The organism is Ruegeria sp. BE10 (assembly GCF_056538905.1).
The window spans coordinates 156,663-169,521 of the sequence record NZ_JBQFTX010000008.1 but is presented as its reverse complement, the minus strand read 5'-3'; the positions used below and the strand labels follow the sequence as shown (position 1 = coordinate 169,521).

Sequence of the window (12,859 nt, the reverse complement as noted above, 5' to 3'; positions counted from 1 at the left end):
AGGGAAGCAGTCCATTCGTAGACTTGTGACAGAACCCCGCTTCAAGAAAGGGTATTGCCGTAACCTCGAAGTGAGCGCGTCCAAACCGGCGCGCTCACTCTATTTGGTATCGCCTGTTACCAAGGAGTTAAGAGTGATGCATCACTCTGCGGCAACCGCTTCCTCTTCTAGTGCTGGGTAGTCGGTGTATCCTTTTTCGTTACCGCCGTAGAGGGTAGTTGCATCCAGCTCATTCAGCGCGGCGTCTTTCTCCAGCCGGTTGACAAGATCCGGGTTGGAAATAAACGGCCGACCAAAGGCCACCAGATCGACGGCTCCGGTTTCAACCGCTTCGACCGCCATTTCCCGGTCATAAGCGTTGTTGCCCATTTTCGCACCGTCAAACAACTCATAGAGCGCCTTCAGATCGCCACCTTCAGGAATATCGCGCGGGCCGCCGGTCTGTCCTTCCACGAGATGGAGATAGGCCAACCCATAGCTATTCAACAATTTGATCGCATGGGAGAACGTCGCCTGCGGGTCGCTGTCGGAGATGTTGTTGGCGTCCGAGAACGGGCTGAGGCGAACACCAACGCGGTCGGCGCCCCACACGTCGACAACCACGTCCATGACTTCCTTCAGGAATCGCGCTCTGTTCTCGACAGGACCGCCGTATTCGTCTTCACGCCTGTTGGACTCGTCCCGCAGGAACTGATCGATCAGATATCCATTGGCTGCGTGGACCTCGACACCGTCGAAACCAGCCTCTTTGGCGTTTTCCGCAGCCCTCCGGTAGTCGGAAACAATGTTTGCAATTTCTTCGATGGCCAGAGCCCGCGGTTCAGATGTTTCAACAAACTGCTCACCATCAAACGTCTTGGCCTTAGCTCCAATTGCGGATGGTGCAACAGGGGCGCCACCATCCTGCTGCAAGCTGTAATGCGAAATCCGGCCCACATGCCAAAGCTGGATTACAATCTTCCCGTCCTTGGCATGGACGGCCTCAGTCACTTTTTTCCAGCCGTCGATCTGCGCTTCGGAATAAATGCCGGGCGTCCAGGCATAGCCCTTGCCTTGGGGCGAGATTTGCGAAGCCTCTGTGATGATCAGACCTGCACCCGCCCGCTGGGCGTAGTACTTGGCCTGCAATTCATGGACACTGTCATCCTCGGCTCTTGCCCGGTTGCGGGTCAATGGCGCCATGACAATGCGGTTTTTCAGCTCGATTGCACCAGCTTTGATGCCGGAGAACAGTTTTTCATCAGCCATTGCTGTTTCCTTCTTTGGTAAACTTCGTTCAGATATTATTGGACCAATCAGTCCAATATTAGGGTCACTGTCTTTTGATTGAGTTTGTTTTAGGTTTCATTTCCTTATGGTGGCGGGAGGCCTTATGGCGAAATCACCAACCGGGCTTGTTTCAGGGTTTGCGATATCTGCTCAGCGGGAACGCCCGCCTTGCGCAAGGCTAGTGTTCCGATTGCAAGGGACGCAAAGGCGCGTGCCTTGTCGAGGGCCTGTCCCGGATCCGAAGGCTCAAGCGTTCTCGCAATAATCTCGTCAATATTCTCCAAATGCTGCCGCCCGAGAGCCGCCACTTCATCATCATGAGGAGCAAGTTCCGTCAGGCAGTTGATAAGCATGCAGCCATCACGACCGCCTTGCGGGTTCGCCAAAGCTTCCATTATCGCACCAACAGGGTCATCTCCGCCCGCGTCAGCAACGTCACGCAGCGCTTTCAAACCACGCCTTGAATAGTGGCTGAGGGCTTTGTGAAACAAAGCCTGCTTGTTGCCGAACGCTCCATAGAAGCTGGACCGACTCAAACCCATGGCCTTGGTCAGATCATCCACGGACGCGGTCTCGTAGCCCTTGTGCCAGAATACACACAAGGCTTTTTCCAATGCCTCAGCTTCGTCAAAGGCACGAGGTCTACCTGGACCTGCGGATGATTTGATGTCGCCATTTGGGAGAGTTTTTTTGCTCATGCGCATGATTTGGAATGATTGGTCCAGAAATTCAAGGTGGCGGTAGGAAATTTTTGGAATGGTCAGTCCGTATTGTGACCAGAGAAAGGAATTTAGGTCGGTAGAAATACAAAACCTCCCCATCCCGGTTGGTGTCACGCTAATCTTAGGATCAGGACTGTTTGTCTTTTTGCGGGAGTGTCAGACGAGGAGGATCGCGATCGTAGAAAAGAGAGCCCGCGCTCGGTACTAGTTTCCAACACTGGACTGAGTGACTGGCGGCTTTGTCCAACGCGCTGATCTTGATCACTCACAAACCAGAGATTGGTTCGGTAGATTCATGGCCAATGCCCTCATCTTGTGAGGATTACTACTCCAATGAGTAACAAAGCCAGGAATTCAGAACTGGTTTTACGAGCATCAGAACGGCGGGTCATCGCAAGCAAACCAACAATAATTTCAGCGCGCTAGGCAAAAAAAACGAGGGCAGCTGAAGTTTAATTTGCCCAATGTGAACTTCTTAACTTTGGTTAGAACGGTTTTTTGGCAGTATCGTTTCATGAGTTGTTAGTGAGTTCAGTGAGTGAGTAGATGTATTTGCATAATTTCGAGGGGCATTGTTGCGCGGTCAATGACACCCGGATGGATGATTTTGCGCGTGAGTATCCGTTGCTGGACGATGTAGGCGTGCACGCACAATGGCAGAAGGGCTCCTGGCAGATCACGCGGATAGCCGACATCTGGACACGAACCGGGAAGGTGCTTTCTTTACCTTACAAAGGAGCCAACGCCTATCCATCTTTCCAGTTTGCTCAGGATGGAACCCCGCTTCCTTTGATGGAAAAAGTGTTGAAAGCCCTGCCACGTGAAATGACCCCGTGGCAATGCGCGTTCTGGTTAACCTCACCCAAACTGGAACTCGGAGGTGAAAGCCCGGCAAATCGCATTCAGATCGGCGATGATTGCATAGTCGGTATCGCAGGCGATGCTGGTGGTCTGAAGGCAGCTTAGTGTTAGCTTTTGGTCACTCATACGTCTTACAGCATCTGGAAAATTCGTGTCTCCCCTGCTTTTTCTGCCTCCGGCAAGAATAGCGAGATCAGGGCACTTAAATGTCCATTCTCTTCTGAGAATTCAGAGACAATATCAAGCAGCCCATCCATAAATACGAATGGCCAAGAGCATACTGAAATACGGGTATTAACTAGGTCTTCGAATATCGATACCCGTTGGAGAAAATCCCACCGACAAGTACAACTGCTCTGCAAATCTGTTATCTACCGCTACGCGTAGCGGAAACTCAACAAACTCGGTTTCTGCATATTTCTGTCAAACAGACTTCACCGCTCAAACACAGCCATCATCTGCCTGCGCAATCGCGCCAGATCCTCATCCACACTAGCGGTAGGATCCCGGCTCAGGATGTGACTGGCTGAATCAAGTGGCATACACGCCGCAGCAGCGTTTGGTATCTGGTTCGAAAAATCGCGGAGTTGGCAATTCGGGAGATTGAACCAACTTCTGGTAATAGGCAGGGCGTGTCACCAGACGACACCTAAAGCAACGCACAGGTAGGAATTTCGGTGCCAGTCTCCCGTCTTTCCACACCAGTGCAAACTACTTGCGCCGGAGGACTAGGTCGTTTACAGAATTGGAGCCTCTCCTGAGGAAGCGCTAGCACGCCCGACAACTAGCTTTTCCGGGGCCATGACAAATAACTCAAAGTTAGCAATTTGCCCAAAAGTCTCAAATCCAGAGGGGAGTAAGAATGTCAGAGACGGGCTTCATCCGCAGTACTTTCGCACCTCAGTATCCCTAAGCCCGGTGGCCACAAGCATGCATCTGTTTCGCGCCTCGTAATAATACCCGCGGGCATACCACATGACCGCTTCGGGCTCATTTCCATCTGAAACCATCCAAGCACCACGCAAATATCTAACGGCGTATGTTAGATTGGTCTGAGCGTCTAAGAGGTCGGAAGGCTGTCCGCGAAATCCCATCTGGCGCGCAGTTGCAGGCAGAATCTGCATCAGCCCATAATAGGGACCATTTCGGGCATTGGGGCGGTAGTCGCTTTCTCGCTGGATCACACGGTGTACGAGGCTCCGCGGTACACCGTTTGCGTCCGCAGTTTCGTTGATCATCACGCGCAGCTCAGGGGTTTCACCGGGATAAAGTCGCGTCAAAGGCTCTGTGGGTTCATTGCCGCAAGCGGTAAGAATTAGCGCAGCAAGAATGACTGTGTATCGCATCAAAAATCTCATCTCATTAATGACAAGATTCATCAGTGCTCAACTGTGATTGATATTCAATATCCCAAGGTATTTTTGAGCGGCTTTTGGCCAGAATTGATTTGGCACCTAATACCGACGGTGCACTCTCTTTTCAGTAACAACGTGCCTCTTTTTCTGACGCTCGCGCAAAAAGACAAACAGTCCTGACCCCAAGATCAGTGAAATACCGACTGCGACAGGCAGGTTTGGGAGTTCGCCCCAGATGACCCATCCCCAGAAAATAGCCATGGGAAGACCGACATATTCAAACGGTGCCACTGTAGCTGCGTCTGCCATTCGGTAGGCCTGGCCAAGGCAATACCCGACAATTGCAGAATTGAATCCGAGGCCAATAAACAACCAGCGGTCAGCCCCTTCGGGCCAAACCCACGCACGCAGTAAGAAGATCAGGCTATCGTTCTCGAGCTCACTCGCAAAACGTCCATCCCCTGCCACTGACCAGAACAACAGACTGACAACGATAAAGCACGCCTGAATGTACACGGCCATTGCTGAGGCTTTGGACTTTGCGCCAAGAAAACGGGTCATCACGTTGTTGAGGGCATAGGTAAATGCAGCAAGAATCGGTAAGGCATACATCAACAGACCAACTTCACGCTCGCCGCCTGCCTCCCATGGGCGAGTCATGATCACCACGCCCAAAAATCCCACAAGCACAGCACCAATCCGCATCGGCCCAACTTTTTCGCCAAGCAATGGGATACTCAGCAAGGTGATCATCAAGGGGGCTACGAAGAAAACAGCGGTGGCTTCTGCCAGCGGCATTACCGCCAGGGCCGTAAAGAACGTCAGATTGGCAATGACAATCAGCAAACCGCGCACAAGGTGAAGTTCCGGCTGATCGGTTTTCAGGATGCGCCAACCGCCCTCCATCTGGACCAGGGCAAAGCTGAACCCGATCCCGATCAACGATCTTGTAAACACCATCTGGTGCAATGGGTAACCGCCAGACAGGAATTTGATCAGCATGTCATTGACAGAAATCGCCAATATTCCGATCAGCACGAACACAATACCAGCTGTCGGGTTTTGTAGTTTTTGTTCCGCTGTCATGGAGTGCCCTTTCACAGGGCCACTACCATGGGTCAAAGAATAGGTCACGTCGCTTTGCGACACGGCAGTTCGCTCAGATATCCGCGACGCGTATCTGTGACCGGTCGCAGCCCAAACCGGAAATTCAAAACTAGACTTTGCAGTTTTCCGAGAAGCGGACAATGCAGCCGTTTGATCTATCGCTATTGGGCGGCTCGAAACATCGGAAATAGGGGTGGGGCTTGGTCGGCTTTGATTAGACCCATCTCTTGAAAACCATAGCGCTTATACAGCGATAGATTTGTAGGGTTTGTCGACTCTAAGTAAGCAGGTCTTCCATCTTCGTCACAACGTTTGAGGCAGCATTCAAGCAACGCGGAACCCAACCCTTTTCCTTGGTGAATTGGGTCGACCGCAATAAAAGCTAAATGCCAGCAGTCCTCATCGGGATGATAATTGTCCATCTGCCCAAAGGTTTCGAACAACGCATCATGCTTTTCTGGTGAGACCGTCTGCTCAAAACAGGCGACAAGCCGTTCTTCATCAGGGTGAATGCTTGGCGGAAGCCAAAGTGCGCCAGCGGTGAAATCATCGTTTCGAAACGCGCTGCCCTGTTCAAATGCACGCCCTCCAAAGAAGTCCATTACTCGCGGGAAGTGGGAGAGGAAATCGGCAGGTTCAGGATACAGCCAACGCATGAATGGGTCCGCAGAAAATCCAAGAGCAAGTCCGCTTAACAAACTTTCTGCTTCACTTCGGGTTGATGATCTAAACATGAAATTACCTTTGGTCGTTCCACTTCGAATTCCAAGTTTTAGCATGAGGGCCGTAAATACTTGTTGTCAAATGCGCAATTTATTGTCCTGCTCAAGCAACGATGGATGACTGCATTGGGCTCACAGCAGACATTTTCTGCATACAATGTCTGCGACAGATCGCAGCCCAAAGCGGACCTTCAAAACCGAGCTTTGTAATTCTAGCGATGCTGACCAAAGCCACCGATTGATGTACGGCGCTAAGATTGGTCGGAGTGAACCAACGCAATTCGGGACTTTCTGGTCATTCAGGTTGGGTTCCCCAACCATTTGGTTGCACGTTCGCGAACGTCATCGGGTATCTCTGTGGCTTGGCGGGTTTCGAGGCTTAGCAGTACGCATTTGAATTCGGTTTCGAACGCTATCTTGTTGCCGTCAGCTCGAAAAAGCCGATGTCTAAAGGTCATGGATTTGGAGCCAATCGCTACAACTTCCGTCTCCAGCCGTATCGATTCACCAGCAGTAAGCTCTGCGCGGAAATCGCTTTGAGCGTTGACTACGGCGAATGAAACACGGCGGCCCGTTCGCATATCGTTTGCGGTTAACCCCATTTCAGATTGAATGGCTAAAACACCGTCGGAACATGCGGCGAAGTACCTCGAAACATTCATATGTCCAAGGAAATCGCAATCCGTTGGATCAACAACCGAGCGAAATGAAACCATTGCTGACATGTAGTTGCTCCTCTCGAACTGCATAGGATTCTTACAAGAATGGGCATTGCATGTCATCTTGTCGAACAATCGACCAAGTATAGACCAGCACTTTGGTAAGTCTTAAGAAATGGAGTGTGCGATGCCCTCAATTGAAATTCAGGTGCTTGAAGGTGTGTTTTCGGCAGAAGAAAAAGGAAAGATAATACAAAATGTCACCAAGGCCTTCGGTGAAGTCGCCGGGCAAACAATACAAAATGGAACGTCTGTCCGGTTGCTAGAGGTAAGCAGCGGTTCATGGGGTTACGCGGGACACATTCTAACTACACAAGACGCTTTGGAGATGCGCGCCCGTGGTTGACAAAACACCTTAGGACCGGGTCAGTTTTCGGCAGCTTTGGCCCACAGCAGTCATTTTCTACGGGTTGCATACTTGGCTGTTGCAGCCCGTAACCGACATTCGCGACCAGACTTTGCAATTCCGTAAAGCGAGAAGAAAGCAAGTTTTCAATGCCGCTTCATGTTGTTGTAGTATTGCCGTAGTTTTCGAATTGACCGGACGTTATGGCCGAGCTGACTGAACAACTCAGCGACGTTCTAATTCGAAGATGCTGCGAGAACTTGATCCGCAATCCAGTCGAACACAAGCCTGGACCCCCTGCCGGAGTTGGTATGACTTCGAGACATTACATAACCAGCATCGCTGAAGACTAAATCGTCCGTAACGGTCACCAGAGACCCCTTGCTGAGCAGATCATCAATCAATCCAATCCACCCCAATGCGACACCTTCACCAGACAAAGCAGCCTGGGTGACCATGTCATAGTTGTTGAAACTGATGTAATTTTTCTTTCTTTTGCCAGTTATGCCCAGGCTATCAAACCATCCTTGCCAGGTTTGCCACGCTGCGGTTGCAGGTTTTGACAGGCTCAGAAGTTGAACATCCAGCAAGTCCGCGGGATTTTGGATTGATCCAATCTTCTCTAATAGCTGAGGACTGCAAACAGCGGCGACAACCTCTTCCAAGAGTAGTATTTCATCAGGTTTGATCTGGGCTTTGGGTGCAACATGGATACGAATGTCGCAATCGGTATCATCCAGGCCGGGCGGCACAGTGGAGGCCAAAATCTGAATTTCAATTTCATCCCCGATTTCCTCTCGGAGGTAACCAAGACGCGGAAGCAGCCAGAATGTTGAGAACGCAAAATCGGCTGAGATTCGAACACTGGGTTTAGTTTTGCGCTCGAGCAAAGAGTTTACCGCAAAACTCATCTGCGTCATTGCGGGTCTGACCACATTCAAAAGCCTCAACCCCTCATACGTCAGTGAAACGCCCCGGTGTTCTCTTTTGAAGAGGACGACGCCCAGATCGACCTCCAAACCTTTTATCCGTTGCGAGATCGAGGACTGGGTCAGCCCGAGAGCATCGCCGGCACTTGTAAAGTTTCCATGCTTCGCGACCATTTCGAACGCATAAAGCGCCACGAGGTTTCGGCTTAGATTGGTATTAACTCTGTTAATGTCACCCATAATTACTCAGCTACTGCAAAAGAGAGAAAATTTATACCAAAAACTAAGCCAATGGGCGCGAGTGCAGCCCTGTGAGAGAAACACGGGAGCCAATGATAACCAAACAAAACCGCGGCCATAGGTGCGGACAGCCATCCGATTAACGAAATTCACACGCGTGCGCTGGCTCTGAGAAGCTAAGAATTTCGGCGCGTTTTAACTCCCCGGACCCAGTGAGATTGACGATGCAACTGGTGTGCATCGTTGGGCTCACTGGTTTCCCGGCAATATGGGCGATCGGGCCAAAACTAGCAGACTGTCCCACCAGAATATCAAAAACAGGGAGAAGTTGATTATGGCGATAAAGCCACCTCTATCAGAACTTCCGATTAAGACCGCTGACAACGGTTTTTATAGGGGGTTCAGTGTTAACGTCACGGTGATCAGTAAGATTATCATTAGTTTGCTGGTCGTCTGGTGCATCGTTTGGCCGACCCAGGCCGGCAGGATCCTTGGCGATTGGAATGCAGCCATTCTGGCTCAGTTTGCAGCTTGGTACATCTGGGTCGTAACAGGGTTTGTTATCGTCTGTATTGGATTGGCCATCTGGCCAGCTGCAGGACGTCTGAACCTGGGTGTAGAAGGCGAAAAGCCGGAGTTCTCGAATTTCTCATGGTTCTCGATGATGTTCGGTGCAGGTATCGGAGTTGGGATGTTGACCTGGGCGGTGGCGGAACCCGTGGCCCACTTCAAGAACAATCCTTCGGTTATACAGGGGGTCACTACAGCCCTAGATGCGGACAATGTGCGCACTGCCTACGTGTGGTCCTATCTGCATTGGGGATTGGGCGCTTGGGCGTGCTACGCGATTGCAGGTCTTGCATTGGCATTCTTCAGCTATCGCCGTGGGCTTCCGCTGACGATCCGCTCATCCCTGACGCCGCTCTTTGGTAAGGCGCTTTCGGGCAACCTTGGCCACCTGATCGATATCGTCGCCGTCGTTGCAACCATCTTGGGTGTGGCACAGACGCTTGGCTTTGGTGTTGAGCAGTTCGTTGCGGGCCTGACGCGAATCGGCATCGGCGGCCTGGCAAATACAGACGGTTCAGCCACAACGCTGGGCATCATCGTCGCGTTGCTGGTCATCATGGGGGCTTCGACACTGTCGGCTCTGTCTGGTGTGGGTAAGGGCATCAAGTGGCTGTCAAACATTAATATGGCGCTATCGATCTTCCTTCTGGGTTTCTTCATCCTGTTCGGGGCTACGTTCTTTGGCGCCAAGGCATTCTTTGTCGGCATCTGGGACTATCTGGTTGCTCTGCCCTGGCTCAGCTTCAACGTTTACGCCTCGGATGGCGTAGAAGGGTCTGAATCTTTCCTGCTGGCACAATGGCAGGGCTGGTGGCCGGTGTTTTATTGGGCCTGGTGGATCGCGTTTGCACCTTTCGTCGGATTGTTCTTGGCGCGCATCTCGCGGGGGCGGTCCATCCGTGAGTTCGTGCTGGGTGCGATGATCGTACCGTCGCTGATGTGCTTTGTCTGGTTTGCATGGGCCGGCGGCACCGCTATCGACCTTGAACTGAACGGTGGCGCAAACGGTGTGATCCTGGATGCGGCCAATGGTGACAAGATCTTTGCCATGACCACCTACATGCTCGCGCCCATAGCCGAGTTCCTGGCCTGGGCCATGGCGGTTGTGATCGTGATTTTGCTGATGACCTTCCTTGTCACTTCGGCTGACTCGGCCGTGTTAATCGTGAATACGATCAACGCGGCTGGTGACGAAGGGCCCAAGGCACGTCCGCATATCATGTTCTGGGGCGCTGCGCTGGCATTGGTGGTTGGAGGCCTTCTGATCTCAGGTGGAACCGGGGCCATTCAGACCGCTATGGTAATCGGCGCATTACCTTTCTCTATCGTCATGGCGCTGATGTGCATTGCTTTGATAAAAGCGATCTGGAACGATGGTCGCCGCGAAGCGGCTGGCATTGCATCAACTGTTGATCCCGAAACATCAACGATGCCAGCCGAATAGTACTCGCGTATCTAAATGTGACCCTGGGACGAAAAAACCGGGGTCACAAATATGATGGCAGCCGAAACAGAAATCTATCAAAAATGCGGGTTTTAGCGCCGCATATTGATTGCTTGATCATTACCGAAAATACGTCTTTGGTTGAACTTTGCAGAGTCCGCATTCTGCGCAGAATGTTCAAACTGCCTGAGAACCCAAACCTGGGATTCCGGAAGTCACATTGAGCATGAACCCCAGCAACACTGCTCACGTTTAGTTACGACCCGGATTGCGATGTCCATGAAGTAAGGTGTTCCAGTAGCGTCCCAACCCGCAGGCAAGTTCGCAACAACAAGAAACCTTTATTGAATCCCTTCAGAGACTGTAGGTGCGCTCATAACGCTGCATTCCCAACATTGATTTCATTGAAGAAAATCTTGGAAGTTTGCTAATAACTCTGCGCGGTATTTGCGCATAACTTTGTACAATTCGCCCATAAGTTTGCGTGCCACAGAAAACCCATCGAAAAATGGGGCCTCTGGCACATCTGCTACACACAAATGCAGTTTACTCCCAATCGCCAGCAGACGAGCGCCACGTCTTAGCGTCCGCATCCCAAACACTGGCGGTGACGCAAGGCGTTGGGTTTATTCCGTCGCAATTGGATCCATGAATATCCGCAACAACAACGCGTTGAAGCCCAAAATCAACAACCGTCCAGCCCTGGTTGAGCAAGGATTGAACCTCTTCTTCAATCAAGAAGTGCGACATGCATCCGCCAGTTCCACAATATAGAGATGCGGCGCTTGAACACGCGAAACCAGATTCATTCAGAACCCAGTCGCGTTGTAGGTCTCCGTCTAGATCGACCCTCTCAACCGCACCCCAATCTAAGTCAAAATGACCGTCGTTGAACTCCGCGCAGGCTTGTGCCGCCAGATCAACCTTTGTCCGCAAACCGATGGGAAGTTGCGAAACATCAGCCGCGACAGTTGGTGAGTTCCATACTAGGCCAGAGACCAGCACAATCCTAAAAACCAACCCTTTCAATTGACGCACTACTTGGGAAGCCGTTTGGAAGGTGGCATCAATTGCATTGTTCATACCTGTAGTCCCCGTATTCCAGCCAGTTTGCTGAGCCTTCGTTAAAAATCAGAAATTCGGACCTGTCTTCCCCAAGCAGGGCGACAACAAATCCCGCCGGCGGCTCAGAGTTTCCGAAGTAACTGTAGGCCGTCATGGCTCTAATCGACTCGCCGTTGACCGTTACTCTTGCGTCCCACTCCCCCTCCGAATTGTCTAAAATTACGGGTTCGATCACGCGTTTTATCGCTCCGCCACCACAATAGACGATGCCTTCGGGTGCTTCGTAAGAGGTCCCCTGGCTAGCATCCGAGTTGCACGCAGAACGAAGGGACCGAATTGCTGCGCTGGAACCTTTCAAGTCAAAGATCCCATAGCTGACATCTTGATCACTCATCGACAGATTGACCGACGCGTTGGCCGCAAGCTGGTCCAGTACAAAACTATAGTCCTGCTGACTGTTGAAGCTGACCTCGACCGGATAATTGTCGACGATCTGCACGGCAGCGTTTTCTGCGCCAACCTGAAATGCTCCAACTTCGGTGGTGCTGTTCTTCAAAAAGCGAATGGAAAGCCCCTGCTTGTCCGCAATGTCCTGGCTGTCCTCGAATCCAGCCGGAGCAAAGCGAATACGGTCACACTGAAGTTCCAGCGTCATGTTTCCTGTCTGAATAAACGCATTGGGGTTGGGCCCGGAGCTGAACGACCACTCCGCTGATGCTGTGGTCGCCACTGCCATCAGTAGCATTCCAATGGAAATGGTTTTGCAGCTCATTTTTTTCTCTCCATTGAGTTACGGTTCGCACTGTCGTTCAGCAGAAGTTCTAGCCAATTGCCCGGACAGCCAGATCAGGAAACAGGTTCGCCGTATTCGTTTGCGCCTTCTTGGGAAGGTCGCGTAAGCCACCAGATCATCAGGATGGACAGAACCAATTGAAGAATTGAGACAACAACAATACCGGTTACGCCCAGGACGGCCGCAGGTCCTCGCAATGCGTCAGGGTTCTCGGTCCCTTGCTCCAATACCGAAAAGAACGCCACCCCACCCAGCATAACAAATAGCGTTGTAATGCTGAGCGCCATCGGCAGCAGCAAATACCAGCCAGGTCGTCCTGTATCATGCAGCCTTCGCCAACCGGCGGCCAGCATGGGTATGAGAACAGCCAGTTGGAAAACAGAGGACAGAACCCGAGATCCCTGCCCTGTTTCGGGGTTGGTCCCGAATATGATTGTATCCAGCACAGCTAAAGCAGCGCTCGCGAGAACTACGAACAAGAAGAACCACCAGTATTCTGAGCGTAAAGCCCGACCGGAGAACTGGAAGTATTTTGAGAAACACGCTTTTACTGCTTCGCCAAATCCCATATTTCACTCCTTTCTTGCTTTCTGTGCGGTCTCAAACGCTTCGCCGCTCTAGAGAACGCACTCGCCCCTTAGGATGCTCCCTCTTACCTTTTTGTTTGAAAGCAGAAGCCTATCGCACGAGAGCGTAAAGAATTTTACGCGCGGAAAA

General features: G+C 51.5%; 13 protein-coding genes. 3 read left to right on the top strand and 10 right to left on the bottom strand.

The genetic code is table 11. The features are described from left to right. Positions 1–141: 141 nt before the first annotated feature. On the bottom strand, positions 142–1,248 hold the full coding sequence (locus ACR0M2_RS17155) for an alkene reductase (RefSeq protein WP_480706197.1): 1,107 nt from the start codon (positions 1,246–1,248) through the stop codon (positions 142–144). Positions 1,249–1,370: 122 nt separating this feature from the next. Beyond that, a complete protein-coding gene (locus ACR0M2_RS17150; protein ID WP_480706196.1) occupies positions 1,371–2,105 on the bottom strand; it encodes a TetR/AcrR family transcriptional regulator in 735 nt (244 codons plus the stop codon). Positions 2,106–2,537: 432 nt separating this feature from the next. On the opposite strand from ACR0M2_RS17150, the gene ACR0M2_RS17145 reads away from it, so the two are divergent. Beyond that, entirely contained in the window at positions 2,538–2,957 is a 420-nt protein-coding gene (locus tag ACR0M2_RS17145) for a hypothetical protein (protein WP_480706194.1), read from the top strand. A 773-nt stretch (positions 2,958–3,730) separates the two neighbouring features. Here the strand turns inward: ACR0M2_RS17145 and ACR0M2_RS17140 are convergent. The 4 genes from ACR0M2_RS17140 to ACR0M2_RS17125 all read right to left on the bottom strand — a co-directional run bounded on the left by ACR0M2_RS17140 (position 3,731) and on the right by ACR0M2_RS17125 (position 6,761). Then, positions 3,731–4,198 (bottom strand): lytic transglycosylase domain-containing protein, encoded by a 468-nt coding sequence (locus tag ACR0M2_RS17140; RefSeq protein ID WP_254429585.1) that lies wholly within the window; start codon positions 4,196–4,198, stop codon positions 3,731–3,733. A 108-nt stretch (positions 4,199–4,306) separates the two neighbouring features. Next, positions 4,307–5,293 (bottom strand): DMT family transporter, encoded by a 987-nt coding sequence (locus tag ACR0M2_RS17135; protein ID WP_480706191.1) that lies wholly within the window; start codon positions 5,291–5,293, stop codon positions 4,307–4,309. Between the two features lie 182 nt (positions 5,294–5,475). After that, positions 5,476–5,970, bottom strand: coding sequence for a GNAT family N-acetyltransferase (locus tag ACR0M2_RS17130; protein WP_425082509.1), 495 nt, complete (start codon positions 5,968–5,970; stop codon positions 5,476–5,478). Positions 5,971–6,335: 365 nt separating this feature from the next. Next, positions 6,336–6,761, bottom strand: coding sequence for an acyl-CoA thioesterase (locus tag ACR0M2_RS17125; protein WP_170414968.1), 426 nt, complete (start codon positions 6,759–6,761; stop codon positions 6,336–6,338). 121 nt (positions 6,762–6,882) lie between these two features. On the opposite strand from ACR0M2_RS17125, the gene ACR0M2_RS17120 reads away from it, so the two are divergent. Next, positions 6,883–7,101 carry a tautomerase family protein gene (locus ACR0M2_RS17120; protein ID WP_170352054.1) on the top strand — a complete coding sequence of 73 codons (219 nt, stop codon included), beginning with the start codon at positions 6,883–6,885 and terminating at the stop codon, positions 7,099–7,101. Between the two features lie 236 nt (positions 7,102–7,337). Here ACR0M2_RS17120 and ACR0M2_RS17115 read toward each other — a convergent pair whose 3' ends face one another. After that, positions 7,338–8,270, bottom strand: a complete 933-nt coding sequence (locus tag ACR0M2_RS17115; protein ID WP_480706189.1) for a LysR family transcriptional regulator — start codon at positions 8,268–8,270, stop codon at positions 7,338–7,340. Between the two features lie 334 nt (positions 8,271–8,604). On the opposite strand from ACR0M2_RS17115, the gene ACR0M2_RS17110 reads away from it, so the two are divergent. After that, on the top strand, positions 8,605–10,284 hold the full coding sequence (locus ACR0M2_RS17110; RefSeq protein ID WP_170352056.1) for a BCCT family transporter: 1,680 nt from the start codon (positions 8,605–8,607) through the stop codon (positions 10,282–10,284). 546 nt (positions 10,285–10,830) lie between these two features. Here the strand turns inward: ACR0M2_RS17110 and ACR0M2_RS17105 are convergent. From ACR0M2_RS17105 to ACR0M2_RS17095, 3 genes are all read right to left on the bottom strand, one after another. Beyond that, a complete protein-coding gene (locus ACR0M2_RS17105) occupies positions 10,831–11,367 on the bottom strand; it encodes a hypothetical protein (RefSeq protein ID WP_480706188.1) in 537 nt (178 codons plus the stop codon). After that, the gene (locus tag ACR0M2_RS17100; protein WP_480706186.1) at positions 11,351–12,121 is read right to left on the bottom strand and encodes a hypothetical protein; all 771 of its coding nucleotides are present in this window, start codon (positions 12,119–12,121) and stop codon (positions 11,351–11,353) included. Before ACR0M2_RS17100 ends, ACR0M2_RS17105 begins: the two co-directional genes overlap by 17 nt. Before the next feature lie 74 nt (positions 12,122–12,195). After that, on the bottom strand, positions 12,196–12,711 hold the full coding sequence (locus ACR0M2_RS17095) for a DUF805 domain-containing protein (RefSeq protein WP_480649424.1): 516 nt from the start codon (positions 12,709–12,711) through the stop codon (positions 12,196–12,198). Positions 12,712–12,859 lie beyond the last annotated feature (148 nt).

What these genes read in the sequence shown, in the direction of transcription:
- ACR0M2_RS17125 (WP_170414968.1), bottom strand. Translation starts at nt 6,761, where the DNA reads ATGTCAGCAATGGTTTCATTTCGCTCGGTTGTTGATCCAACGGATTGC.
- ACR0M2_RS17140 (WP_254429585.1), bottom strand. Translation starts at nt 4,198, where the DNA reads ATGCGATACACAGTCATTCTTGCTGCGCTAATTCTTACCGCTTGCGGC.
- ACR0M2_RS17155 (WP_480706197.1), bottom strand. Translation starts at nt 1,248, where the DNA reads ATGGCTGATGAAAAACTGTTCTCCGGCATCAAAGCTGGTGCAATCGAG.
- ACR0M2_RS17105 (WP_480706188.1), bottom strand. Translation starts at nt 11,367, where the DNA reads ATGAACAATGCAATTGATGCCACCTTCCAAACGGCTTCCCAAGTAGTG.
- ACR0M2_RS17130 (WP_425082509.1), bottom strand. Translation starts at nt 5,970, where the DNA reads ATGCGTTGGCTGTATCCTGAACCTGCCGATTTCCTCTCCCACTTCCCG.
- ACR0M2_RS17100 (WP_480706186.1), bottom strand. Translation starts at nt 12,121, where the DNA reads ATGAGCTGCAAAACCATTTCCATTGGAATGCTACTGATGGCAGTGGCG.
- ACR0M2_RS17095 (WP_480649424.1), bottom strand. Translation starts at nt 12,711, where the DNA reads ATGGGATTTGGCGAAGCAGTAAAAGCGTGTTTCTCAAAATACTTCCAG.
- ACR0M2_RS17120 (WP_170352054.1), top strand. Translation starts at nt 6,883, where the DNA reads ATGCCCTCAATTGAAATTCAGGTGCTTGAAGGTGTGTTTTCGGCAGAA.
- ACR0M2_RS17135 (WP_480706191.1), bottom strand. Translation starts at nt 5,293, where the DNA reads ATGACAGCGGAACAAAAACTACAAAACCCGACAGCTGGTATTGTGTTC.
- ACR0M2_RS17110 (WP_170352056.1), top strand. Translation starts at nt 8,605, where the DNA reads ATGGCGATAAAGCCACCTCTATCAGAACTTCCGATTAAGACCGCTGAC.
- ACR0M2_RS17145 (WP_480706194.1), top strand. Translation starts at nt 2,538, where the DNA reads ATGTATTTGCATAATTTCGAGGGGCATTGTTGCGCGGTCAATGACACC.
- ACR0M2_RS17115 (WP_480706189.1), bottom strand. Translation starts at nt 8,270, where the DNA reads ATGGGTGACATTAACAGAGTTAATACCAATCTAAGCCGAAACCTCGTG.